Raw genomic sequence first — 25,137 nt, 5'->3', positions numbered from 1 at the left:
GGCCAGGTCCGGCAGTGTTCAAACGTGGTCAGGCCAGCAGCCAGCGCCACCACCGAGGCCGCTCCGGCTCCGGCGCCGGTTCGGGTTCCGGTTCTTCGCCCAAAGCCAGCGCGGCCTGGACGATGTCGTCCACGGTAAGTGTCATGACTGCCTCACGGTCGAGCGCGTCGAGGCTTTGTTCCTCATCGAGGGAGAGCCGTAGTGCCTGGCGGTTGATTGCCTGCTCGAACAGCGTGCGGGCGAACCGTGCGTTGCCGGAGTCCTCGCTCGCGTGGAGTCCTGTGAAGATGCGGCGCAGCATCTGGTCCGCGCCCGGTTCCAGGGTGTACTCGTGCTGGGCCAGCATCTGGTGGAAGATCGTCTGCAGAGCGTCGACGGAGTAGTCGGGGAAGGTAATTTCGCGGGCGAACCGGGAGCGCAGTCCGGGGTTCGAGAGCAGGAAGGACTCCATCAGCCTGGGGTACCCGGCCACGATCACCACCAGCCGGTGGCGGTGGTCCTCCATCCGCTTGAGCAGGATCTCAATCGCCTCGGGACCGAAGTCCATCCGGCCGTCCTCCGGTGCCAACGCATACGCCTCGTCGATGAACAGGACGCCGTCCAGCGCACGCCGGATCACCCGGTCCGTCTTGATGGCGGTCTGGCCGACATACTGCCCGATCAGGCCGGAACGGTCCACCTCCACCAGGTGGCCTTTCTGCAGCAGCCCGACGGCCCGGTACATCTCGGCCAGGAGCCGGGCCACTGTGGTTTTGCCCGTGCCCGGATTTCCCAGGAAGACCAAATGCTGTGAGGTGGCCACTTCCGGCAGGCCGTGCGCCTTGCGGCGGGCCTGGACCTGGAGCAGTGCGACGAGGGCGCGTACCTGTTCCTTTACGGTCTCCAGTCCGACCAGTGCGTCGAGCTCGGCCTGCAGTTCGGCCAGCGGACGGGCTGGCCCAGGCTTGGCGCCCATCAGTTCACCCATCAGGTCGTCAACGCGTTCCGAACCGGGCAGTTTGAGCTGATCGGTCAGGTGGGCGATCGTTTCGCGCAGGTCGTCGAGCGGATTGCGGCTGAGAGCCATGCATCAACTGTAGACCCCGATTCCCGCCCGCAGAGGGTAGGGGAGGTCCCGGCTGGCAAGGTTGGCAGATTTCCCGTCTCCGGACTGTTCTCACCGCTGGCAGCGGCGCGCCCGGGGTGGGATAATTCTGGTCATCCTTTGAATGAGGGGGGCCATCATGGCCAGCCTTGGTGTTCTTCAACCTGGCCGCCGCTCCCGGGCATCCATGCCCCGGCTCCTGGCGGTTTTGCTGGTGCTCGCGCTCGGTGTGCTGTTCGCTCCGCCGGCCCGGGCAGTCGACTATGGACATGACGTCTCGTGGCCGCAGTGCCCCGGCGGGCTGCCGATGCCGCCTGAGAACACTGAGTTTCTGGTGGTGGGGCTGACGCGCGGGCTCGCCTTTACCGAAAATCCCTGCCTGCAGCAGCAGTACCAGTGGGTGCTGGACCGGGGCGTCAGGGCCCAGGCGTATGCCATGGCCACGTTCCCCACCACCGCCCAATACGACACGTACGGCGGCGGCGGACCGTACCCCGCAACCAACCGGGCGGACCGGTTGCGCAACGTCGGGTACGCCGAGGGGCGCGCGGCCCTCGCGTCCCTCGCCAGAGTGGGATGGCGGCCCGAGCGGATCTGGGTGGACGTCGAGCCCCGCCCGCAACAGCCCTGGCCCAGCACTACGGCGGCCGAGCGGCAGGAGAACCGGTACATCATCTCCGGGCTTTTGGCTGCACTGGCGGATGCCGGGTTTCCGCACGGCTTCTACTCCTATCAGGGTGCGTGGGAGGCCATCACCGGATCGTGGCAGCTTCCCGATGTGCCCGTCTGGTCACCGGCCGGGCGCCTCGACTTCGCCAGTGAAGCCTCAGACCTTTGCGTAAATCCCAGCTTCTCCGGCGGCAGCGTCCACCTCACGCAATGGACCGATGGCACCTACGACTACGACATGACCTGCACGGGCGTCTACCAGGCCCACGTTGCCACCATCGGCTGGCAGCCCAGCGTTTCCGACGGCGGCACGGCTGGTACCACCGGCCGGTCACTGCCGCTGGAGGCACTGCGCCTGTCCGTGGCGGGGGACCGCTTGTCCGGCGACATTCTGTGGCGCGGGCATGTGCAGAACATCGGCTGGCAGCCATGGACGACGGCGGCGTCCCCCTTAGGGACCACCGGACTCGGACTGCGGTTGGAGGCTTTGGAATTGCGGCTGACGGGGGATCTCGCCACGCAGTACAGCATCAGGTACCGCGCCCACGTGCAGAACGTCGGCTGGCAGCCTTACGCCGTTGACGGAGCCACGGCCGGCACCGTCGGGCAGGGCCTGCGGGTGGAAGCGGTAACCATCGATCTGGTTCCAAAGATGGCCCCGGCGTTCACTGCCGTGTATGCCGCACACGTGCAGAACATCGGCTGGACGACGAACGTCTCCGATGGCACGGTGGCCGGGACCACCGGCCAGGCGCTTCGGGTTGAGGCGCTGCGTCTTACCGTGGCCAGCGCGGCTTACGCCGGAGGCATCCAGTGGCGGGGACATGTGCAGGACATCGGCTGGCAGCCGTGGACCACATCGGCCAATCCCGTCGGCACCACCGGGCAGGGGCGCCCGTTGGAAGCGTTTGAAGTCAGGCTCACCGGTGAGCTGGCGAACCACTACACCGTTTACTACCGCGCCCACGTGCAGGACGAGGGATGGCAGTCATTTGCAGCCGACGGCGGTACGGCGGGTACCACGGGTCTGGGCAGGCGGATCGAAGCGGTACAGATCCTCCTCGCCCCCAGAACCAGTGGCTAGTTCTACAGCTCCGGTGTTCGCGTCTGCCGGGCGCGTCAGCGCCGTATGAGCAGGCTGATCTGCGTCCTGATGTCCCGCTCCAGCGCCTCGATGTCCATGCCGGCGTTCACGCTGGCGGCCAGGCTGACGAACATGATTGCCGAGACGATGCGGGCAGCCGTCGCGGCGTCTTCCGCGCCAGCCAGTTTTTCCCGGCCGAGGATTTCGGCGATGGCTTCCTCAGTTTGCCCAACGATCGACAGGGCAGCGTTGTGGTGCGTTTCAGTTGGGTCCCCGAAGACCATTTCCCGCAAGTAGAAGCGTCCGTTGTCGATCTGGACGCGATTGCACTCCACAATGGGCCGAACGATCGACATTACGGCACCTAGGGCATCCGGATTGGCTTGAGCCTCAGTCCGGCCCCGTTCCAGCGCTTCGGCGTAGTGGACATTCTGAACGAGGAGGAGCAGTTCGCCCTTGTTCCTGGCGTACAGGAACAAGGTTCCAGTACCGATGTCAGCCTTGTCGGCGATCTGCTGGGTGGTGACGTCCTCGACCCCGAATTCCGCGAACAACTCGCTGGCCGCGGCAGTGATGCGGTCCAGCTTCTCCCGCTTGTTCCGCTCGCGCCGTCCGAGTGGCTGGGACGTGACAGGCATGGGGTGTTCCTCCGGACGTAAACTGACTGGCCTCGATTATGAGCATATCGAAGCTGCCAGAAGTAGGTCTGTATCCGGCGGCCCCGACTCGTCGAAGTGGTGGAGTACCCGGCCCCTCTTAATGATCGCGCGAGCTCCGACAGTGTCGGCCGGGAAGGCGACGCTGTGCTCCTCCAGCCCTGGTGTGGCGGCGATGATGCCAGAGTTCGCGGGCGTACTGGTCAGGGGCCGAGAAACTCGACGACTGCGGGTGCGAACCCCGAGTGGTACTGGAAGATACCACCGTGGCCGGAGTCAGGGTAGATGATCAATTCGGATCCTTTGATGCGTTGGTGCAGGTCCTCGGAGAGTCCAGAGGGCACCATGCGGTCGTTGTCGCCATTGGCGATGAGGGTGGGTTGAGTGATGATGGACAGATCCGCCGGCGCCGAGCGGCCGAACTGCCGGATTGCTTTCAGTTGCGTCTGAAAGGCACGGGGGCTGATGGCCTTATCGCGGTTCCCAGTCCGCTCCCCGAGTCGTTTGATGAACGCCTTCGCAGCGGCTTTGCCGGTGCTGTTGCGGTTGAAGAACAGGAATTCCTTGGGGTCGGATCGGGTCAGGGCTGCCCGGAGGATGTCCCAATACGTGGTGCCGATGACCTTGTCGATGTCTTTGCCTCCCCGCGGGCCGGTTCCTGTCAGCACGAGTTTGCGGACGAGGCCGGGATGTTTGACCGCCAGGTCCTGGGCGACCATGCCACCCAATGAAAAGGAGAATACATCGATGACGTCGAACCCGAGGGCCGTGATGAAGGTGTAGGCGTCGTCGGCCATAGCTTCAATGCTTTTGGGGACTTGTCCCGTGGACGCGCCGATGCCGGGCTGGTCGAAGGTAATGACGTGGCGGTTCCGGGCAATGGGGTCGATGATGCGGGGATCCCAATTATCAAGGGTGCCTGCCAGGTGAACGAAGAAAACTACGGGGATGCCGCCCTTCGGCCCAAGCTCGCGGTAGGCTAGCTGACGCCTCCGGCGGCGACAGTCCTGGTGGAGGCCTTCGCGTAGGAGGTGACTGCTGGTCCGTTGGGTGCGCCGGTGGTGTCCATGGCGGTATTCTCCTGGATTTTCTGCATGAGTAGTGGCTGGTAGTGAGTCAGTTGGTGACGGTGAGTACAGCTTTACCCCGGAAGCCCCCTGCGGCCAGGGACTCCAGCGCCGCAGGCGTTTCGTCGAAGCTGGCGACCTTCCCGACGACGGGCCGCAACACGCCCGTGTCCACCAGTGCACTGATTTTTCGCAGTTGGTCCCCGCTGGCCCGCATGAAAAGGAACTCGTAGCTGACGCCGAGCTTCCGTGCTTGCCTGCGGACCCTGCTGCTGAGGCCTGCAATAGCCAGGCGCAGTACGGGGTTCAGCCGGGCTTCGCGCGCAAAGCCGGGATCCGGCGGCCCGGATATTCCGATCGCCTTGCCGCCAGGCTTGAGGATACGCAGTGACTTTTCCAGGGTCTTCCCGCCGAGGCTGTCCAGCACGAGGTCGTAGCCGCTGAGGAGTTGCTCAAAATCCTGGCTGCGGTAGTCGATCACGATGTCGGCCCCGAGGTCCCGTACGAAGTCGGCGTTGCGGTGGCTCGCGGTGGTCGCAACTGTCGCGCCCAGGTGCTTGGCGAGCTGGACAGCGATGGAACCGACCCCGCCGGCGCCGGCATGAATGAGGACCTTCTGCCCGGGGCGCACATTTCCCCGCTCCACGAGGGCTTGCCACGCGGTGAGCGCCACGAGCGGCAGTGATCCCGCCTCCACCATGCTGACCGAAGCCGGTTTCAGCGCCAAGTCTCCCTCTGCAACGGCAATCCGCTCAGCAAACGAGCCGATACGGTCTTGCCGGGGACGGGCGTACACTTCATCCCCCGGTTTGAACCCGCGGACGGCTGCCCCCACTGAGAGCACAGTGCCGGCAACATCGTTGCCAAGCACCAGTGGAAGCTTGTAGGGGAGGATCTGTTTGAACTCACCCGTGCGGATCTTCTCGTCCAGCTGGTTGAGGCCGGCTGCCTGGACTTTCACCAGCACATCCCCTTCGCCAACTATCGGCTCGGCAACCTCAGCTTCGCTGAGTGGTTCCTTGTAACTGTTGATAACAAAAGCCCGCATCCGGGTTGCTCCTTCGGGGTGGTGTTCATAGGGCTGACGTGGGCCACGGCAGCATCGCGGCCCACGGCGGTGCGGCTGTATCTAGGACTTGCTGCGCGCAAGTTGCGGGTAGACCGCCTCGATGGGGGCACTGAGCCCGGCCTTGAGCTGAACAGACGTCTGGTCGGCGAGGACCTCGTACTCGCCGGCTTCCACGGCGTCCAGCACCGTGGTGACCAGATCAACCGGGTCCATCTTGGGGTCGGTGACGTGTGCAGCCATCGACGTGTCGACATAGCCGACATGGACGCCCACCACGTGCACCCCTTCGGGTGCCAGCTCCAGGCGCAGCGAGTTGGTGACCGACCATAGTGCTGCCTTGGTGGCACTGTATATGCCGCCAACGGCGTACCAGCTCATCGCGGAGTGGATGTCGATCATCGCGGACTTCTCCTTCGCTGTCAGGACCGGTGCGAAAGCGCGGGCCAGAAACAGGGGGCCGAGGAAGTTCGTCTCGACGTTGTTACGGATTTCCGCGTCCGAATGGGTGAGGATGCCCGGGGTAGCGACGCTGGCTCCAGCATTGTTGATCAACACGGTAACGTCATCCGCGGCCTTCACGGCCGCCTGGATTGAGTCCGGGTCCGTGATATCGAGGGCAAGCGGGACGATGCGCTCATCATCCCAACTGCGCGGGGTGCGGGCGGTGGCGTAAACCTTGCTGGCGCCGCGGGCCAGGGCGCCGTGAACGAGTTGTGTGCCGATGCCGCCGTTGGCACCGGTAACGAGGACGACTGCTCCATTGAGTGGGTACATAGTGGAAACCTTCCTCGGCTGTTGGCCGTGCGCGCCGGTTGGAGCGAACGGTGCGGGGACCGGACGACCCCCGCTCACCACCCGGCATTTCTTCAGGGTGACTACACTCATAACTGAGTGCGCTCAGTATATATTCCCAACGTCCAAAGAAGGCAACGGGGCTGCCGCTGTATCAGCGTTGCGCGATCCACCCGGCAGGGAGACGCACGACACGTATGGCCCGGCGGAAGGTTCCGCCGGGCCATACGTGTCGTGGGTTGTGACTGCCTAGAGGGCCGTGACCTTGATGAGCAGCGCGTGTTCCGGGTTGAGTATTGGCATCGGCAGGCCAACTTCGCCAAGGAACTGGCCGCTGGCTGTTGCGCCGTCAGTGAACCAGGCCGGCGGCTGCACCTGGGTGAACGTGTGTCCGTAGTCGGCGTCGCCGGGGGCCGGGAAGATGGGCTCCACCCGGTAGGTCCGGTCCGGGTGGAGTCCGGGCAATCCCATCCGTCCCGGCTGCTCGGCACCCGAGGTGCGGGCACAGACGAAGGCGAACAGCGCCGCCGTCGTACCTTCTGCACCGGGTTCCGCCGCCGCCACGCCGTGCAGCTGGTATGCCTCATCAGTGATGTCCGCGTGGACCGGGCGGCCGCTGTGGATCAGGCCCCGGTGCTCCTTGTAGAGCCCGACGACGCGCCGCAGCTCCTCCCGCTCGGCACCCTGGACGCCGCGGACATCCCATTCCATCCCGAAGTGGCCGAAGAAGGCCGTGATGGCACGGAAGGACAGGTCATGCGTGCGTGCGGTGGTGTGCGATGTGGTGGGGCCGATGTGGCTGCCCACGAGCTCCGGCGGAACCACGGCGCCGGTCCAGCGCTGGATGGCCTGCCGTTCCAGGGCGTCATTGCAGTCCGATGCCCAGACCCGCCCGGTCCGCTCCAGGATTCCCAGGTCAACACGCCCGCCGCCGGAGGAGCAGCTTTCAATTTCGACGCCGGGGTGGGCCTTGCGGAGCTCGTCGAACAGCCTGTAGGCGGCAAGGGTCTGTTCGTGGACGGACGCGCGGCCGGCATGGCCCTGTTCAACGATGTCCCGGTTCTGGTCCCACTTGAGGTAGCTGATGTTGTTCTCGCCCAGAAGTGCCGAGATCCGGTCGAAAACGTACTGCCAGGCTTCCGGGTTGACGAGGTCGATGACGTGCTGGTTGCGCCATTCAAGGGGCAGCCGGCCGCCGTCCTTGTGGGCCACCGCCGACGGACCCGAAATCCAGTCCGGGTGTGCCCGGGCAACATCCGAGTCCAGGTTGACCATCTCCGGTTCCACCCACAGCCCGAACTCCATCCCCCGCGAGGTGACGGCATCGATCAGCGGCGTCAGCCCGTCCGGCCAGAGGGTCTCGTCCACGTACCAGTCGCCCAGGCCCGCGTGGTCGTCGCGGCGGCCGCGGAACCAGCCGTCGTCGAGCACGAAGCGCTCCACGCCGAGGTCCGCGGCGGAATCGGCAAGCTCGATCAGGGTGTCGAGGTCGTGGTTGAAGTACACGGCCTCCCAGGTGTTCAGCATCACCGGGCGCGGCTTCGCGCCGGCCGTCCCGGCCGTGGCGGCAGGAAGGATGTGGTGGGGGCGTGACCGGAACCAGCTGTAGAAAGCCTCGGTGATGCCGTCCAGGCCCCGGTCCGAATAGGCAGCGAACAGGGCAGGAGTGCTGTAGCTGCCGCCCGGCGCGAGGATGACCTCCGCGGAGCCCAGAAGTTCCGAGCCTCCAATCATGGTCCGTCCGTCGCCGATGGTATCCGCGAACTGTTCGTGGTTGCCGCTCCACGCCAGGTGGGTGGCCCAGACCTTGCCGTGCCGGTTTCCGAAACTTTTGGTGCCGGCGGCGAACAGGAGGGAGGAGTCGTGGCCGGTGCGGCCGTGCCGTCCGGAGCGGACCCACGTGCCCTGCTGGATGGGCCGGCCGCTGCGGCTGGCGTTCGCGGCACCAGCGTCCGGTCAGGTCGAGGAGTTCGACGGCGTCCGGCGCCACCGGCAGGACGGTAGCCAGTTCGTCCACCTGGAAGGGTGTGGTGCCGTTGTTGGTGAGGGTGTGCCGCAGTTCCAGCAGGCCGCCGGGGTGCAGCGTGAGAGAGGTGGCGACGCTGACGCCGGTGTCGGCGTCGGCCTGGACGATGGTGGCCCGCCCGGCCCCCGCTGTGTCCACCGACGTGACGCGGAGGCGGGACGAGAAGTCCAGGCCCGGAGCGCCGTCGGTGATCCGGTTGCCGCGGAGGGCAGGGCGGCCCCGCCAGGACGAGGAAGCCTGTGGGAGGAGCGCGGCGGGGACGCGGGCGTCCACGGAGGAATTTCCCACAGGCGTGGTGAGGATGGCGAGGTCTGGAAGTGCTGCACCCAGGTCCGCGCCCCAGTGGATGACCTCGGCCTCCCCGCTGTCGAAGCTGATCAGCAGGCTGGTGCCGGCGGAACGGAGGTGCAGGGGATCCATGGTGGTCTCTTTCGGTGTTCAGGGGTGCGTCTTAAGTTACGCATAACGGAAATGCCAGGGAAGGGGTGGCCGGGTGCGGCCGCCGCGAGGAGGAGGACGGCGGCGCCCGGCCGGGTGGCTGCGACCACAAACGCAGCCACGATTGTGGGGGTTACTTGAACAGCGCGTTGACCTGTTCGTTGGCGGCCGTCAGCGAACTGACCGGCGCCTTGCCGGATACTACGGCGTCCATGGCCGGTTCCATGATGCCCTTGACCTTGGCGGTGTTGTCCGTGATCGGGTACAGGAACGTGGTCTGGTTCTTCACGTGCTCGGTGAAGGCGGTGACGTCCACGCCCTTGGCTTGGAACGCTGCGGCGGCCTTGTCCGAGGATGCCTTCAGTGCGGGGAAGACCACGGCCTTGGACGCAACGACGTCCTGGCAGGCGGATGAAGCCAGGTATTCAACCCACTTGATGGAGGCGTCCTTCTTCTTGGTGCCGGCCCAGATGGAGTCGGCCAGGCCGTTGAACATGGAAGCGCGCTTGCCTTCGGGGCCCACCGGGGTGGGAGCGATGCCCACCTGGATGCCCTTGTATCCGGTGTACTGGCCGATCATCCACGAACCGTGGGCGTTGATGGCGGACTTGCCCGCGGCGAAGGTGTCAGCCATGCTGGCGCCGACGGTGGTTTCAAGCTTGGGCATGTAGCCCTTGTCCGCCAGGCCCGCAAACCACTGCATGCTGTCCTGGAATTTCGGATCGTCGTAGTTGTAGTGGGTGCCCCACGGGTTCTTGTCTGTGTGGGACCAGCCGGTGGTGTTGGTGAGGTAGCTCCACTCGGTCTGGCCGGAGGAGTCACCGCCGCCGTTCAGGCCCAGGCCGTAGACCTGGACGTTGTTCTTGTCGAACCCGGGCTCGTCACCGCGCTTGCCGCTCTTGTCCACGGTCAGGTGGGCGACGACCTTCTCGTAGGTGCCGCCGTCCTCCGGGTTCCAGGTGAGGTCCTTCATCTGGGCCTCGGAAATTCCGGCGGCGGACAGCATGTCCTTGTTGTAGAACAGTCCGATGGTGTCCCAGTCCTTGGGCAGGCCGTACCGCTTGCCGTCCTGGCCCACCCAGAGGTCCGCGAGGCCCTCGTTGTAGGCGGACAGGTCCACTTTGTCCTTGTCCACTGCGTCATCAATGGCCAGCAGCTGCTTGTTCTCGGCGAGCTCGCCGTACCGGCCCAGGTGGTTCGTGAAGACGTCCGGTGCGGTGCCGCCCACGAAGCCGTTGGTGAGGGTGCTCCAGTAGTCGTCCCAGCCGCGCTGGGTGATCTTGACGGTGATGTCCGGGTTGGCCTTGGTGAAGTCGTCGGCGCACTGCTGGTAGGCCGGAAGCTGGTTGGCGTCCCAGAGCCAGTAACTGATTTCGCCCTTGCCGGCTTCGGCCGAGCCGCCGCCGCTGCCGCAGGCTGAGAGGGCGAGGACCGCTGCGGCGGCCGCAGCAAGGGCGCCGGTTGCTTTCATTTTCTTCATGGGAGGACCTTTCAGGGATGTTTTCGGGCAGGCCGCCATGGCCCGCGCGAGGTGGGGGAGGAAAGAGGGAAATTACTTGATGCCGGAAAAGCCGATGGAGTTGACGATCTTCTTGCCGAAGGCGGCGAAGAGGACCAGGACCGGAAGGGCCGAGACGAGGGTGGCTGCCATCAGGCCCGACCAGTCCGGAGCACCCTGCGGGGACTGCGATTTGAAGACGCCGAGCCCCACCTGGAGCACACGGACGTCATCCTGGGAACCAACCAGCAGCGGCCAGAAGTACTCGTTCCACTGGCCGATGAAGGTGAGCAGGGCGAGGGTGGCGATGGGGGCTGCGGCGTTGGGCAGGACAATCTGGAAGAAGATGCGGAGGTGCTTGGCGCCGTCGAGCATTGCCGCTTCCTCCACCTCGCGGGACATGTTCAGGAAGAACTGGCGGAGGAAGAAGATGGCGAACGGGGTCATGAACAGGTAGGGGAGGACCATTCCGAGCATGGTGTTCAGCAGGTCCAGGTTCTTGATCAGCAGGAAGTTGGGCAGTGCCGTGAAGATCGGCGGGACCAGCATGGTGCCGAGGAAGAGGCTGAAGACGGCGTTGCGGCCCTTCCAGCGGAGCCGGGCGAAAGCGTAGGCGGCCATGGCACTGAAGAACACGGCCCCGGCGGTGGTGATGGAAGAAAAGACAACGGAGTTGCGGAGGTAGATCCAGAAGTCGATAGCGGCGCCCGAGCCGCCTTCGGCAACGGCTTCCGCGGGAGTCTGCAGGCCGAAAACACGCTTGAAGGCACCGAAGGTGAATTCTGCCGGGAGGAGGCTGCCGGCGTTGGTGGCCAGCGCGTTGTTGGTGGACAGTGCGGTCCGCAGCACCCAGAGGAAGGGAAGGACGGAGACGGCGATGGCCAGGATCAGCAGGGCCCAGGCGCCGGCGCGGCGGGGATTGAACGGGCGGCGTTTGGACGGACGACGGCGGGAGGCCGGCTTGGCCAGCGGCGCGCGGCTTGCGGTGGTGGTCATGGAGGACTCCTTAGTCCAGGTCCGACTCGTTGCCCTTGAGGAACTTCATCTGGATGAAGGCCACCAGGGCGAGGATGAGGAAGAGAATGACGGCGATGGCCGATCCGTAGCCGAAGTCCGACTCCGTGAAGGCGCGCTGGTAGATGTAGTACTGGATGACGCGGGTGGCGTTCACCGGGCCGCCGCCTGTGGTCACCGCGACGGTGTCGAAGACCTGGAAGGAACCGATGACGGTGACCACCAGTACCAGTACCAGGACCGGACGCAGCAGCGGGATGGTGATTTTGCTGAAGGTCTGCCAGGCAGACGCACCGTCCAGCTTGGCTACCTCGTAGACGTGGCCCGGGATGGACTGCAGGCCGGCGAAGATCAGCAGTGCGGTGTAGCCCATATGCCGCCAGGTGTTAATCAGCGCCTGCGTGGGGATGGCCCACTCCTCGCTGCCAAAGAAGGCCGCCCGGGGCATCCCGGCCCACTCGATGAACTGGTTCACCACGCCGATCTGGTAGTCCAGCATCCAGAACCACAGCAGGGCGGCAATGACGTTGGACATCAGGTAGGGAAGCAGGAGTGCGCCCCGGATGATGGTGGACTTTGCCACCTGGTGCATGAGCAGCGCCAGGCCCAGTGCCAGGGACGTCTGCAGCGCGATGTTCAGGATGACGTACTGGCCGGTGACGGCCAGTGAGTTCCAAAACAGGGGATCCTTGGCGATCGCCTGATAGTTCTCCAACCCGATCCATTCCGGATCTCCGAGGATGTTGTATTCCGTGAAGCTGAGGTAGATCCCGCGGATAGTGGGCACCAGGTAGAAGAGGACGAATCCGATCATGGCCGGTGCGATGAAGAACAGCGCAATCCTGACGTCGCTGCGGGTGCCGGGCAGCTTCCGGTTCAACAGTGTTCGCTTGGGGTTTTGTTCCCGCGAACGGGGGTTCCTGGTAAGGGTGGTCATCTTCGACCCTTCCTGATTGTGTGATGTGCCTAACAACCTGCCCAGCAATCTACACGAGTAGATCTTGTGGGGCAAGAGATTAATTTCTGCGCCAAAACGGCTTGTTTTTTGCGTCACAGAGTTGTTGACTCGAGTAGAACACTGAAAGTCCAGCAGTGGCAGGGCTGGAAACGTTTACCGAATTCCTGCTTGCTTCCGCGCCGCCACCGGCGCACACCCACTTCCACACAGAAGGAAAACAATGACGTTCTCAATCGGCATCGTTGGCGCAGGCCAGTTCGGCGGCCAGTTTGCCCACCTGTTCAACCTCCACCCCGGCGTCAAGGAGGTGTATGTGGTGGACGAGCGCCCGGAACGCGCTGCAGAGGCGGTGGACCGCTACGGCCTCACCGGAGTGAAGCCGGACTTCGAGGCCCTCCTGGCCTCCGATGTTGACGCCGTGGCCATCTTCACCCAGCGCTGGACCCACGGTCCGTTGGTTGAGCAGGCCCTCCGCGCGGGCAAGCACGTCTACTCGGCTGTGCCCATGGCGGTGACGGAAGACGAGATCGCCCGCATCATCGAAGCCGTCCGTGAAACCGGCCTGGTGTACATGATGGGTGAGACCAGCTACTACAACCCCGCCACGGTCTACGCCCGCGAGCAACACGCCGCAGGCAAATTTGGGCGGATCTTCTATTCGGAAGGTGACTACGTACATGACATGGACCTGGGCTTCTACGACGCCTACCAGTACAGCGGCGGCGACCGCTGGAAGGAAACGGCCAGCTACCCGCCCATGCTGTACCCCACGCACGCCATCGGCGGCGTCCTCGGCGCCCTGCCGTCGCATGCCGTCAGCGTCAGCTGCTTCGGCGTAAAGGACGACCGCAATGACGGCGTCTTCAACAAGGACGTCAGCATGTTCGGCAACGACTTCTCCAACGCCACTGCCCTCTTTGAATTGAACGACGGCGGCGTGATGCGCACCAACGAAATGCGCCGCGTGGGCTACCCCTCCCACATTCGGGAGTCCCGGTTCCGCTTCTTCGGAACCGAAGCCAGCTTCGAACAGCTCGCCAAAGTCACGGTATGGCAGGACAAGAAGGACGTCCACGACATCTCCGGGCAGATGGAGACGCGGCCCAGCATTCCGCTGGACGATCCGTCCCTGGCCAACGTGGCACCCGAACTGCGTGACGCGTTCGTATCAGGGCTTGCTCCCGTGCACGACGCGGACCGGCTGCCGGAAGAGTTCCGCGGCGCCCCCAACGGGCACGAGGGCAGCCACCACTTCCTGGTGGACGACTTCGTCACCGCCGTCAACGAGGGAACGCTGCCCCCGGTCAACGCCTGGGTAGCCGCACGCTTCACCCTTCCCGGTATCGTCGCCCACGCCTCAGCGCAGCAGAACGGGGCGCGGCTTCCCATCCGCGACTTCGGCGACGCCCCGGCCAACCCTTAACAAGCATGACCATGTCGGCTGTGCCGGGGCCCCGGGGGCCTGTGACGCGTAAGGATGTTGCGCCGCGGTTCGCCGGTGTGAGTATGCCGGACGCCTCCGAGAACTTAAGCGCGCGGACGCGAACCCTCCCGCCGCCGTCGTGCCCTCTTGTTCCGGGCCGCAGTGTCCTTCGCGGGTGGACCGTGGGCCGGCCCCCAATCCCGGTACCGGCCCACGGCGGGGGCCGGAACTGCATTGGGCCACCCTCACCTGTTACCGCATCCTCGGTGCAACAGGTGGTCTTTAGCCCGTTTCCAGGGCAAAGCTACGGAGGGGGGCGCCGTGGAACGCTGAACCATTGATGGTTGGGGTAGAACTCACGGGGCTCCCTTGCGCGCACTGTGCGGGCTGGCTGCTCAACCACGAGTAGCAACAAGATACCCCACCCAACGCCCTCAAGCCACGGTGACGCCACAGATGTGTACAGATGAACTGATCGGCGGCGGTGAATGGTTTGATTGGTCAGTGCTCCGTATTCGACGTTATGTGGTTCTCTGCTTGTTCCTGATCTGCGTGGGCACCGCATTCTCGTTCCGGGTTGCCGGGCAGTCCGGTGCGGAGGACACCGGCCGGCTCCTCCCGCCGCCGCCGTTGGCGGGGGTGAAACTCGATGCAGGGCGTACCGGCATGACAACGGCCGTGAACGTCACGGCCAGCCCGGATGCCCAGTGGCTCACGGATGCAGCCGCGCAGACCGGCATCCCTTCCCGGGCCCTGCGTGCCTACGTTGCCGCGGCCGCCTCAGCCAACGGCTCTTCGCCGGCCTGCGGGATCGGCTGGAACACGCTGGCGGCCATCGGCTCCGTGGAATCGGGGCACGGGACCCACGGCGGCGGCAGCCTGGACACGGATGGGCAGGCTGGCGGCGCCATTGTGGGCCCTAGTCTCGACGGCGAAGGATTCGCCGCCATTCCGGATACCGACGGCGGCGCACTGGACGGAGATGCCCGGTGGGACCGGGCCGTCGGACCCATGCAGTTCATCCCTTCGACCTGGCGGCTGGTGGGCCGTGACGGCAACGGAGATGGAACAGCGGACCCCTTCAACATCGACGACGCTGCCGTCAGCGCTGCCACCTATCTCTGCCTGCACGGCCGTGACCTGCGGACCTCCCAGGGGTGGACGCAGGCCATCTACTCGTACAACCAGTCCGACGCCTACCTCCGCCGGGTCAAGGACAAAGCGGTCACCTACGCAACGGTGACCGGCACCCTGAAATAGACCCGGCCGGGGCATCATCTCCGGCACGGGTCAGACGGAAGCCGCCGCCCGCATCCGCTTAAGGTGCAGTCCGCGGCAGGGGATGGCGGCCGATACAAGGTCCTGGCTGTGCGGATGCTGTGGGTCGGCGAAGAAGCGGTGGGTGTCGGTGAGTTCCACGAGGCGCCCTTGATAGAGGACCGCCACCCGCTGGCACATGTGCCGCACTACATCCATGTCATGGGTAATGACCATCAGGGACAAGCCCCGTTTGCGGTTGAGCCGCTGCAGCAGGTCGAGGATGGTCCGCTGGGTCAGCGCGTCCAGCGCCGAGGTCGCTTCGTCGCAGATGAGTACCTCGGGTTCCATCAGCAGGGCCCGCGCGATGGTGGCGCGCTGCAGCTGCCCGCCTGAGCAGTCCCCGGGGCGCCGGTCCAGCAACGCCGGATCGAGCTCGACGTCCTCCATGACTTGCCCAAGCCGGCGGCTGCGCTCCACCGGATCAAGTCCGCGCCTCAGGGGCGCCTCCAGGCTGGCCCGGAGGGTCATCCGCGGATCGAAGGAGTCATGCGGTTCCTGGAACACCATCTGAACGGCTGTTGGTGCATCGCCGGCCCCGGGCGACAACGCCCGGCTCATGGTTCCACCACTGATGGTCTCCAGTCCCACAATGGCCCGGGCCAGGGTACTCTTCCCGGAGCCCGACTGGCCCAGCACGCCAAGAATCTCGCCGCGCTTCAGGGTGAGGGAGACGTCATCCAGGGCCGGTCGTCCCCGGCGCCGTCCGGAGCCAAATTGTTTGCAGACATTGGCCAGGGTCAGCACATCGGGTTGCCCGCCGGCGGTGTCCAACGTGCCGGACGGAGCCAGGCTGGATGCTTCCAGGAGTTTCCGGGTATAGCCGGTCTGGGGGTTCCGCAGCACGGACTCTGTGGTTCCCGATTCCACGATCTTCCCGTCCTGCATCACCATCACCCTGTCCGCAAACGCCGCCACGGAGGCCAGGTTATGGGTGATGTAGAGGATTCCCAGTCCGCGCTGGATCCTTTCCCGGTCCAGCAGTTCCAGGACTTGCTGCTCCAGGACTTTGTCCAGGGCCGACGTCGGCTCATCCGCCAGGAGGATCTCCGGCTGGCCGGCCAGGGCCATCGCCGTCATGGCCCGCTGGGCCATGCCACCCGAGAGCTGGTGGGGGTAGGCGCGGGCGCCCCACTCCGGATTTTCGAAGCCGACCTCGGCCAGGAGGTCCAGCACTTTTGCCTCGGCCGCCCTGCCGCGAAGTCCGCCATGGAGCTTCAGCGGCTCAAGGAGATGCTTGTGGATGGTCCTGTTCGGGTTAAACATCTTCTTGGGCTGCTGGAAGAGCATTCCCAACCGGCCGCCACGGACGCGGTTCAGCTCAGTCTCGGACGCCGTCGTAAGCTCCTGCCCGCCCAATCGGATGGAGCCCTGCTGCACGCCCAAGGCCGGAGGCAGCAGTTGCAGCACTGAGCGGGCTGTCATGGTCTTGCCGGAACCCGAACCGCCCACCAGCGCCACGAACTCACCTGGCCGGACCGTCAGGCTGACCCCGGACAGCACCGTGTGTCCGGGTCCGCCCACTGACAGGTTCTCGATGACAAGCTCAGGCATGCTGGCCCTCTGTCACGATTGCGTCGATCGGATCTGCTGCCCGGCGGGCCGCGCGCTGCCCGATGAGGGTGACGCACAAAGCGATGACGAAGATGGCGAGGCCGGGCACCAGGATTCCCCACGGGGCCCGTTCTGCGTATGGCTGAGCCGCCGCAAGCATGGAGCCCCAGTCCGACTGCGGCGGCTGCACCCCAAGTCCCAGGTAGGACAGTGCACCCACGCTGATGAGCAGTTGCCCGAACCGAAGCGTTGCCTGCCCCAGCATGGGAGCGGCCAGATGGGGGAGGACATGGCGGAAGATAATGAACGACGGCGGGCAGCCCACCACGCGCGCCGCCTCGACAAATCCCCGTGCCGACACGTCGTAGGCCAGGGTGCGGGCAAGCCGGGCGAACGGCGTCCATCCCGTCACCGTCAGGGCAACCAGCAAAGAGGTGAAGCCGGTACCCATGGCAGCCACGATGAAGAGCGCCACCACCATTTCGGGAAAGGCAAGCAGGACATCGTTGGTGCGGGTAAAGAACTCATCCAGCCAGCCTTTGCGCCGGGCGCTGAGGATGCCGATGGACAGTCCGATGACTCCGGTGAGGACCGTGGCCAGCGCCGCCACCAGCATGGAGAAGCGCCCGCCGTCGAGCAGTCTGCTCAGGGTGTCCCGCCCCAGGTGGTCCGTTCCCAGCAGGTGGGCGCCTCCCGGAGCTGCCAGGCGGGCGGCGAGATTTTGCTCGTCAGGGGGAAAGGGCGCCAGCCAGGGGGCCGCCGCAACGGCGGCTACCGCGAGGATGAGGATCACGACGGCGACAGCGTCGATTGCAGGCCACTTACGCAAGGGTGCCTCCCACCTTGGGGCTGAGAATCCGGTGCAGGAAGTCGGCCAGGGTGGTGATGGCCACGGCGAGTCCCACCACTAACACCACGCCGCCCTGCGCCAGCGGGATGTCGCTGTTGATGACGGCGTCGTAAAGCAACCGGCCCATGCCCGGGATGGCGAAGATGACCTCAACGATGACCGAACCGCCCAGGAGCCCGGCAAACCAGACGGCAAAGAGCGTGGACAGCGGGACAAGACCATTGGGCACCACGTGGTGGAGGATGGTCTGCGTCCGGCTCAGCCCGCGTGCCCTGGCGGCCGGAATGTGTTCGGCCTCAAGGGCATCGATCACCCCGGAGCGGACGGCCGAGGTGAAGAAGCTGATGGGCCTCAGGGCCAGTGTGGCTGCCGGCAACACCATCGAGGCGGGCTTACTCCACCCTGCCGACGGAAGCAGCGAAAGCTTCAGGGCGAAGACCAGGACCAGGAGCGGCGCCAGCCAGTACTCGGGCATGGCAATAAAGGATTGCGTGATGGTGGTGATCAGCTTGTCCACCTTGCCGCCCTGCCTGAGCGCTGCGATGATGCCCAGCGGCAGCGAGACCAGGACGGCGGTGCCCAGGGCAACGATCACCAGGCTGAGGGTGATTCCCAGCGCGGGGATGACCTGGTCCGCCACGGGTGTGCGGCTGACATGGGACAGGCCCATGTCGCCGGTGAAGAAGTCGCCGAGCCACCGAAGGTACTGGATGGGCAACGGGTCCTGAAGCCCCAGGCTTTCACTCAGGGCCTTGACGGTGGAATCATCCACCACATCCCCGGCGACGCGGGAACGGATGATCTTCCGGACGGGATCGCCCGGCGTCACGTAGGGGATAAGGAAGACGGCGTAGGACGACAGCAGGACGGCGGCCACAAGGGTCGCCGTCCGCTTCGCAAGAAAGGTGAGCATGCTGCTGGTCCGAAGGCCTTGGACCGGTCCTTAGGACGCGGACGTAGCCGTCTGGGCCGTCAGCACGTACCGGGACAGGGGATCCTGCACGTAGTTCAGGACGCTGCTGCGCAGGGCATCCGTCGCCTGCTCATTGACCAGCCAGAGGTTGACGGCTTCTGCGTCCAGGATTTCGCCGGCTTTCGCGTACAGCTTGTAGCGGTCTTCGGTGCTGGACGTCCGGGCCGCCTGCGCGATGACCTCGTCATAGTCCTGGTTGCAGAAGTGGCTCAGGTTGTAGGTGCCTTTGCAGGTGTAGTCGGCGGTGAGGAAGCCAATGGGATCGGCGATGTCGATCAGCCGGTTCCGCTGGCTGAGGATCATGTCGTAGTTCCCGGCCAGGACGTCCGGCTCAGCGGAAGCGTATTCCTTGGCCTGGATGCTGACCGGGACGCCAATCGCTTTGAGGTTGTCCTGGATGACGGTGGCGACGTCCGCGAATTCGGCCCGTTCAACGATGGCGATGATCTCCAGCGGCCTGTCTGCCGTGTACCCCGCCGCCTCAAGCAGTTTCTTGGCTTCCTCTACATTCTGCTGTGGTGCGGTGGCCGAACCCGCCCAAGGCTCGGAGGGTGCGAAGGGGCCAGCCGCGGGCAGTGCGGCGCCTTCGTAGACGCTGGCGGCCAGCGCCCCAAGGTCCAGGGCGGAGCGGAGTGCCTTGCGGAAGTCAACGTTGTTGAAAGGGGCGCGGCCGTTGTTCATGTAGAGCGTGGCAGTCCGCGGGGAGTCCGCCTTGAGGACCGATACTTCGGGGGCGTTCTCCAGCGACGACAGGGCTGACGCCGGGATGGAGAGGGAGATGTCCGCCTCACCGGTCTGGACCTGGGTTGCCCGGGTGGCGCCGTTGGTGATGAACCGTACTTCGGCGCCGGCAAGCTGGACGTCCCCGCCCCAGTAGTTTCCGTTGCGGTCAAGCGTGAGGGACTGCTTTGCTTTCTCGGATACCGGAGTGAACGGGCCGGTGCAGTGCCCGAACGGGTCCACGGTGGCGCCCTGATAGGCGGCGGGAGCAAGGATGCCGGTGTTGACGCTCGCCAGGCGGAACGGCACCAGCGGGCTCTCCGAGGGGGTGGTGACCCGTACAGTGTTGGCGTCTGTAGCCTCGACCTTGCTGACGATGCTGGGGCTGAACGCACGGGCGGGTACTTTGGCGTTGAGGACGGATGTGAGGGACGCCGCGACCGATTCGGCGGTGAGGTCCGTGCCGTCCTGGAACTTGACTCCGTCTCGGATGGTGAAGTCCCATTCCAGGGGTGAAGCCTGCTTCCACTCCGTGGCCAGGAAGGGAACAACCTTCCCCTGGCCGGAGTCGTACTTTGTCAGTGTTTCAAGGCAGCCCGAGAGGGACAGGATGTACGCGGCATCCGATTCCAGGGCCCAGTTGGCCACGGGCGCCCGGAAGTTGTCGACGACGATCCGCTGGTTGGTGTCGGCCACCTTGCTGGCGGCACTTGTCCCGCCGCCGCTGAGTCCGCAGCCTGTGAGGGCCGTGAGGGCGGCAAGGCCCATCGCTGAAAGTTGGCCGAGTTTGCGCACTGGAACCGCCTGAAGAAGTGCCCGAACGGGTTGGGCAGAAGAAACTAGGACGGTTTAGGTTAGCCTAACCTTTTGCCCGGTGGGAAACCGGGGTCCGGGATGGGGAGTAACACAGCTGACGTTCCGCGGCGGCAAACCCGTCATGGAACGAAGCCCAGCGACTTGTCCACGACATTCACCAGGGGTTCGCCCTGGACGAACCGCTGCAGGTTGCGGACGAACAGTTCGGCCAGCTCGTCCAGGTAAGCCTCGGTGTCTCCGCTCATGTGGGGCGTGAGGATCACGTTCCGCATGCTCCACAGGGGATGCTCCAGGGGAAGGGGCTCCGGATGGACCACGTCGAGTGCGGCGCCGGCGATGCACCCGCCGGTGAGGGCCTCGACCAGGGCATCGGTCTGGATGAGTTCGCCCCTCCCGACGTTGATGACGTGGGCCGAAGGTTTCATCGCGGCGAGCACCTCCGTGCCGATCATTCCGCGGGTGGCTGGGGTCAAGGGAGCGGCAAGTACCACGAAATCGAAGCTGCCCACCACGCCCGCCAGGTTTCCTGAGCTGTGGATGTCTGTGAAGTCCGAATCCCCGGGCCGGCTGCTGCGCCCGGCTCCGCTCACGTCCATCCCCACGGCGCGTAACAGTCGCGCGATCTCGCGGCCGATGGAGCCGGTACCCACCACCAGCACACGCCGGCCCTGGATCTTCCGGGTGACCCGGTGCTGCCATAGCTGCTGCTGTTGCAGCAGGAACGAACCTTGCGTGTCCTTGGCGATGTCCAAGACGAAACCCAGGGTAAATTCTGCAATGGCGCGGCTGAGCACGCCCCTGGAATTTGTATAGGTAACGTCGCTGCGAACCAGTTCCTCAAACAGCAGCTTGTCCACGCCGGCGGCGGAAACGTGGATCCACTGCAGGGAGGAGGCTGCCTGCCAGTTGTCCCGCAACGCCGGTGAGAACGAGTGCCACTGGTACAGGACGTCGGCTCCCGTCAAGGCATCCGCCAGCTTATCCGCGGTCACGGCACGGACTTCTGCCAGCTGTTCGATGTCGTGGACGCGGGGCGGAAGTTCCTCACGGTACAGGACGGCGACGACCGGCCGTTTGCGGTTGCCGGGCACGGTCTACAGGCCCAGTTGCCCGTTGAGCTCATCCAGCGACCGGACGGTGGTGTAGTTGTAACCGGGGCTGTGGGGGTCGTAGCCGCGGTCGAAGTACACCGTGTTGGTGAAACCGAGGTCGTGGGCTGGCATCAGGTCGTACCGGGTGTGGGAGGACACGTGCAGGAAGTCCTCCGTTGAGGCAGCCAGGGAATCAAGCATGAACTCGAAGGCCTGGTACCTCGGCTTGTAGGCCCCTGCCTGTTCCGCGGAATACACCGCGTGGAACGTCGCGCCGAGGCGTGGAACGCTGATGTCGAGGAAGCTGTGGTCGGCGTTGGAGAGGATGACCAGCGGGTAGTTCCGGCCCATGATCTCCAGCGGCCGGGGGACGTCGTCGTGCGCCCCCCAACCCCGGACGGCGTCGCCGAACCGGGCCCCGGCCCCCTCGGTGGGTTCCAAGCCCCACCTTCTGCAGACCCTGTTGAAAGCATCCTCCAGGACCTGTTCGTACGCGTAGTAGTCCCCGCACACCTGGTCATACCTGTAACCCCTGAACATCGCCTTGAAGGCAGGCCACTGCTCTTCTGCAAGCCGGCCCGAGAGGAGGTGCCGGGTGGTTGCATCGAGCTGGAAGTTAATCAGCGTGCCGTAGCAGTCAAAGGAGATGTACTGCGGACGGAAATTCGTGGAAGCCATGGATTGAACTCTAGGTGCGTTGACCTGTCCGGGAACAACGGAGCAGCGGCGCACGTTGGAGACACGTCAAGTGAGCAGCCCGCAAGAGAAATGAGATGCACCCGTGGCAACCGATTATGACGAGGTCCGCTCCGACGTCAAGGAGTCCCAGGACCGTTCCCTGGAGGCGTTGCAATCCGCCAACGCCCCCGACGCCCGCAGCGTGGTCACCCAGTTGGACGAAGCGGACGCACTGGACGAAGGGCTGACCCCCGGCGGAGAAATCGTCTCCGAGGAACTGACCGTACAGGTCATTCCGCAGGGCGCGGACGAATTCACCTGCTACTCCTGTTTCCTGGTCCGCCACCGCTCCCAGCTGGCGCGGGAAAGCAACGGCCATTCGTACTGCAGCGAGTGCGAGGGCTGAAGGCAAGAGCGCGGTATCAGCGCCGCCTAAGGGCGGACTGGAGCGCCCGGCCGGCTGTCAGCATGGCCCCGTTAGGGTGAAATGACAGCAAACAATGGGGGGAATTGTGGCAAAAAAGAACGTTGCCACGTCCATCGGTGCAGTGATCCTGGCCGGAATCCCTGTCGGCGTGCAGCGGACCGTGGGCCTCCGGACCCGGGGAGGAGCCGCCGGCTGACGGCGGAACGTTCGAGACCGTCGGCGAGTTGCGCGAGGCACTCGAAGCCGCCGGGTTTGAATGCCCCGAGATGATGGTTCACAACCGCTTCAAATACGCGTCCGCTTCAGGGAGCTGCGGCGAAATCGGCCTGGGGATCTACGCCAACGGCGCTTCCCTCGACAGCGAACTGGCGGCAAGGAAGACCTACACCGGGGACACCATCAATGTCGGAAAGAACTGGATTGTGGGCACGGAGGCCCCGGACCAGGTCCAGGAGTGGCTGGGCGGAACCATCGTCAACGAAGGTAACTAGGGGACTGGCCTGCCGGCTCCCGGGCCTTAGCCCAGGCGCAGTGCCACGGCGAGGTCCGGGGCCAGCGACTTCGCGAACGTGTTCGTCATGTGGTTGTCGCGGTAGACAAGGACATTGCCGATAACCACGGGGCAAACACCGTCGCGGCAGAAATGGCGGGACAGGTCGATGGTTTCAACCCCGGGAACACCGCCGGCGGCAGCCACCAGCGTGTCCGTTCCGGCAAGGGCCTCGGCGGCGGCCGTTGCGCATTGATCCTGCCTGCCGTGCTTCTGCAGGCATTCCACCGGATTTCCGCCGGGGTACGGCGGATCTGCGATCACGGCGACGCGCAGGCCCGCCCCGCGCAGCCGAGACAGGGACTCGACGTAACCGTCAGCCAGCGTGGATTCCGGAGCCCAGTGCCATCCGAGCGCCTTGCGGTAGCCGTCCTCACGCATCCCCGCCACCAGGACCAGATCCGGTTTCTGCCCGATAATCTTCTCTGCGGTTACGGCGTTCTGGGCCGAGCAGTTGGCATACACGGTGTCCGCTGAGCGGGGAGGCGTCAGCGCGAACGGGCATCCGTTGCGCACCATCGCATGGATCCTGAGCGGAATCTTCTGTGACACCGCAACGAGCGGATCCACGAACTGGCCGGCGTGCGAATCGCCCACCACGACCACCACCGGGGCCTCCAGGTCCTGGGACCCGAACCAGCAGTCAGTATCAGGCACAGAGGCCGGATCGTAGACACCGCACGCGCCGGCACTGGTGGCCGGAACGTCCTGCATCGCCACGGACGGATCCGGGCGGACGGGCATGCCCGCGGGAACGGCCGCGGGACGCTCGGACCACGCCCGGGCGCCGGGGTAGTCCCGGTCGGACAGGGCAGTGGACAGCTGGGCCCGCTTGACCTCGACCACCTGCCACGGCGCCCACGCCGCCACGGTCACCAGCACCGCGCTGCACATGGCAAGGACATACACCTTCCGGTGGCCGCCCCACCCGGTGTTCCGGCTGGAAGGGTGCCGGAAGCGCTGCTCCACCCAGTAATAGGACGCAGCTGCGAGCGCAAGGCTCAGCGCGCCCAAAAGGATGGCTTCTCTGATCCGTGGCGCGCGGCCCAGCAGGGCGACGGCGAACACGATGACGGGCCAATGCCACAAGTAGAGCGAGTACGAGACGTCGCCGATGAAGGTCAGCGGACGGAGGCTGAGCACCCTGGACGCTGACCAGGGAACGGCTGCCGCCGCGCTGCCTGACCTCAGGAGCAGTGCAGTGCCGAGCACGGGTATGGCGGCGATGCTGCCGGGGAACGGCATTTCGGTGGTCAGGAAGAATACGGGGATGACGACGGCAGCCACGCCCGCCCAGCTGGCCAGGGCAGCACGGCGCCCAGTGAGAAAGCCCACGGCCGGTACCAGGGCCGCCAGCCCGCCGACAGCCAACTCCCACACCCTGGTGCCCGTGACGAAGTAGGCGAGGGTGTGCTCGTGGTTGCTGAGGTGGATGCTGTAGGCGAAGGACACCAGTGCCACTGCAGACAGCGCGGGAACGATAAACCTGTCTGACGCCCGGTTCATGCGGCGGGCGGCCAGCACAAGGCCCAGGAAGAAGAACGGGATCACCAGGTAGAACTGCTCCTCGACGGCGAGGGACCAGAAGTGCTGCAGCGGCGACACTTCCCCGGTGGCTCCCGCGTAGGACACTGCGGACAACGCCTGGTGCCAGTTCTGCACCTGGAGAAGCGAAAAGAGCACATCGGCCGAGATGCCCTGCCAGCGGCTCTGCGGAAGCAGCAGCACGGTGCCCAGCAGGACCGCCACCAGGACGGCGGCCGACGCCGGGAAGAGCCTGCGGATCCGCCTGGCATAGAAGGCGGGGACGGAGATCGAGGAGTTCCTGGCAGCTTCCCGTGCAAGGGAACCGATGATCAGGAACCCTGAAACGACGAAGAAGACGTCTACGCCGATGAACCCGCCCGCCAGGGCTTCCGGCCGGAGGTGGTAGATGACCACGAGGCCAACGGCCAGCGCGCGGAGCCCCTGGATGTCGGGCCTTGGAGCGTGCCCGGTTCCGTTGTTGGCGCGCTTGACCGCGGAGGCATGCCTCATTGCGTCCCCTCTGTGTACTTCTTCAGTCCCGCGCCGGGCGCAGGGAAAATCAGGGGCGAGCGGAGGCTCGCCGACAGGAGATTCTATCGGATGCCGGGTGGGTTACTCCCCGTGCCGGAGCACGTCCGGGAGTTCTTCGACGTACACCGTCTGGGGCGGTTCGAAGTAGATCACCAGCACTTCCTCGCCTACTGCGAAACCGCTCGCCTTGTCGAAGGGGTGGGCATGGAAGGCCATGGTCCCGCCGAGGTAGGGCAACATGACCTCGCCGATGGTGCCGGGCCCGATCCGTCCGGTCACCCGTGCGATCTTGCCTGTCAGGCTGCGGTCGGCGTCCCTGTGCATG

Annotated in this window: 20 protein-coding genes and 2 pseudogenes; 5 read left to right on the top strand and 17 right to left on the bottom strand. The window is 65.3% G+C overall.

The window, feature by feature from the left end; translation table 11 throughout:
* Window positions 1-28 precede the first annotated feature (28 nt).
* Window positions 29-1,066, bottom strand: coding sequence for an AAA family ATPase (locus tag OVA06_RS09405; protein ID WP_268157786.1), 1,038 nt, complete (start codon window positions 1,064-1,066; stop codon window positions 29-31).
* Between the two features lie 157 nt (window positions 1,067-1,223).
* On the opposite strand from OVA06_RS09405, the gene OVA06_RS09400 reads away from it, so the two are divergent.
* A complete protein-coding gene (locus tag OVA06_RS09400; RefSeq protein WP_268157784.1) occupies window positions 1,224-2,837 on the top strand; it encodes a hypothetical protein in 1,614 nt (537 codons plus the stop codon).
* A gap of 35 nt (window positions 2,838-2,872) precedes the next feature.
* Here OVA06_RS09400 and OVA06_RS09395 read toward each other — a convergent pair whose 3' ends face one another.
* The 8 genes and pseudogenes from OVA06_RS09395 to OVA06_RS09360 form a co-directional block, all read right to left on the bottom strand.
* On the bottom strand, window positions 2,873-3,475 hold the full coding sequence (locus OVA06_RS09395) for a TetR/AcrR family transcriptional regulator (protein ID WP_268157783.1): 603 nt from the start codon (window positions 3,473-3,475) through the stop codon (window positions 2,873-2,875).
* A gap of 221 nt (window positions 3,476-3,696) precedes the next feature.
* Window positions 3,697-4,562: pseudogene (locus OVA06_RS09390) on the bottom strand (alpha/beta fold hydrolase).
* A gap of 47 nt (window positions 4,563-4,609) precedes the next feature.
* Window positions 4,610-5,608, bottom strand: coding sequence for an NADP-dependent oxidoreductase (locus OVA06_RS09385; protein WP_268157782.1), 999 nt, complete (start codon window positions 5,606-5,608; stop codon window positions 4,610-4,612).
* 81 nt (window positions 5,609-5,689) lie between these two features.
* Window positions 5,690-6,403 (bottom strand): SDR family oxidoreductase, encoded by a 714-nt coding sequence (locus OVA06_RS09380; protein ID WP_268157781.1) that lies wholly within the window; start codon window positions 6,401-6,403, stop codon window positions 5,690-5,692.
* Between the two features lie 267 nt (window positions 6,404-6,670).
* Window positions 6,671-8,867, bottom strand: a pseudogene (locus OVA06_RS09375) (alpha-galactosidase).
* Window positions 8,868-9,018: 151 nt separating this feature from the next.
* Complete coding sequence (locus tag OVA06_RS09370) at window positions 9,019-10,365, bottom strand: ABC transporter substrate-binding protein (RefSeq protein WP_056078766.1); 1,347 nt, start codon at window positions 10,363-10,365, stop codon at window positions 9,019-9,021.
* A 72-nt stretch (window positions 10,366-10,437) separates the two neighbouring features.
* Window positions 10,438-11,379, bottom strand: a complete 942-nt coding sequence (locus tag OVA06_RS09365) for a carbohydrate ABC transporter permease (protein WP_056078768.1) — start codon at window positions 11,377-11,379, stop codon at window positions 10,438-10,440.
* A gap of 10 nt (window positions 11,380-11,389) precedes the next feature.
* A complete protein-coding gene (locus tag OVA06_RS09360) occupies window positions 11,390-12,334 on the bottom strand; it encodes a carbohydrate ABC transporter permease (protein ID WP_268157780.1) in 945 nt (314 codons plus the stop codon).
* 241 nt (window positions 12,335-12,575) lie between these two features.
* Between OVA06_RS09360 and OVA06_RS09355 the strand changes: the two genes are divergently transcribed.
* Window positions 12,576-13,778: a Gfo/Idh/MocA family protein gene (locus OVA06_RS09355; protein WP_268157779.1), complete on the top strand. Its 1,203-nt coding sequence runs from the start codon at window positions 12,576-12,578 to the stop codon at window positions 13,776-13,778.
* A 504-nt stretch (window positions 13,779-14,282) separates the two neighbouring features.
* A complete protein-coding gene (locus tag OVA06_RS09350; RefSeq protein WP_268160733.1) occupies window positions 14,283-15,038 on the top strand; it encodes a lytic transglycosylase domain-containing protein in 756 nt (251 codons plus the stop codon).
* A 30-nt stretch (window positions 15,039-15,068) separates the two neighbouring features.
* On the opposite strand, the gene OVA06_RS09345 is transcribed toward OVA06_RS09350, so the two are convergent.
* The 6 genes from OVA06_RS09345 to OVA06_RS09320 all read right to left on the bottom strand — a co-directional run bounded on the left by OVA06_RS09345 (window position 15,069) and on the right by OVA06_RS09320 (window position 21,777).
* Window positions 15,069-16,649, bottom strand: coding sequence for an ATP-binding cassette domain-containing protein (locus OVA06_RS09345; RefSeq protein ID WP_268157776.1), 1,581 nt, complete (start codon window positions 16,647-16,649; stop codon window positions 15,069-15,071).
* Window positions 16,642-17,478, bottom strand: a complete 837-nt coding sequence (locus tag OVA06_RS09340) for an ABC transporter permease (protein WP_268157773.1) — start codon at window positions 17,476-17,478, stop codon at window positions 16,642-16,644. Before OVA06_RS09340 ends, OVA06_RS09345 begins: the two co-directional genes overlap by 8 nt.
* Window positions 17,471-18,412 carry an ABC transporter permease gene (locus tag OVA06_RS09335; protein ID WP_268157771.1) on the bottom strand — a complete coding sequence of 314 codons (942 nt, stop codon included), beginning with the start codon at window positions 18,410-18,412 and terminating at the stop codon, window positions 17,471-17,473. The genes OVA06_RS09340 and OVA06_RS09335 overlap by 8 nt, the downstream gene beginning before the upstream one ends.
* Before the next feature lie 30 nt (window positions 18,413-18,442).
* Window positions 18,443-19,987 (bottom strand): ABC transporter substrate-binding protein, encoded by a 1,545-nt coding sequence (locus OVA06_RS09330; RefSeq protein WP_268157769.1) that lies wholly within the window; start codon window positions 19,985-19,987, stop codon window positions 18,443-18,445.
* Between the two features lie 140 nt (window positions 19,988-20,127).
* Window positions 20,128-21,099, bottom strand: coding sequence for a D-2-hydroxyacid dehydrogenase (locus OVA06_RS09325; protein WP_268157767.1), 972 nt, complete (start codon window positions 21,097-21,099; stop codon window positions 20,128-20,130).
* Between the two features lie 3 nt (window positions 21,100-21,102).
* Entirely contained in the window at window positions 21,103-21,777 is a 675-nt protein-coding gene (locus OVA06_RS09320) for a haloacid dehalogenase type II (RefSeq protein WP_268157765.1), read from the bottom strand.
* Window positions 21,778-21,880: 103 nt separating this feature from the next.
* On the opposite strand from OVA06_RS09320, the gene OVA06_RS09315 reads away from it, so the two are divergent.
* Both OVA06_RS09315 and OVA06_RS09310 read left to right on the top strand, forming a co-directional pair.
* Window positions 21,881-22,183, top strand: coding sequence for a DUF4193 domain-containing protein (locus OVA06_RS09315; protein ID WP_056078803.1), 303 nt, complete (start codon window positions 21,881-21,883; stop codon window positions 22,181-22,183).
* Between the two features lie 287 nt (window positions 22,184-22,470).
* Window positions 22,471-22,695, top strand: coding sequence for a hypothetical protein (locus tag OVA06_RS09310; protein ID WP_268157763.1), 225 nt, complete (start codon window positions 22,471-22,473; stop codon window positions 22,693-22,695).
* Between the two features lie 26 nt (window positions 22,696-22,721).
* Here the strand turns inward: OVA06_RS09310 and OVA06_RS09305 are convergent, their stop codons facing one another.
* Both OVA06_RS09305 and OVA06_RS09300 read right to left on the bottom strand, forming a co-directional pair.
* A complete protein-coding gene (locus tag OVA06_RS09305; RefSeq protein ID WP_056078810.1) occupies window positions 22,722-24,791 on the bottom strand; it encodes an acyltransferase family protein in 2,070 nt (689 codons plus the stop codon).
* 102 nt (window positions 24,792-24,893) lie between these two features.
* Window positions 24,894-25,136, bottom strand: a complete 243-nt coding sequence (locus OVA06_RS09300; protein WP_056078813.1) for a hypothetical protein — start codon at window positions 25,134-25,136, stop codon at window positions 24,894-24,896.
* Between the last annotated feature and the right edge of the window lies 1 nt (window position 25,137).

The sequence above is a fragment of the Pseudarthrobacter sp. SL88 genome (assembly GCF_026672455.1).
In the GTDB taxonomy this organism is placed as follows: Bacteria; Actinomycetota; Actinomycetes; order Actinomycetales; family Micrococcaceae; genus Arthrobacter.
This window is presented reverse-complemented; position numbering and strand designations above follow the sequence as displayed.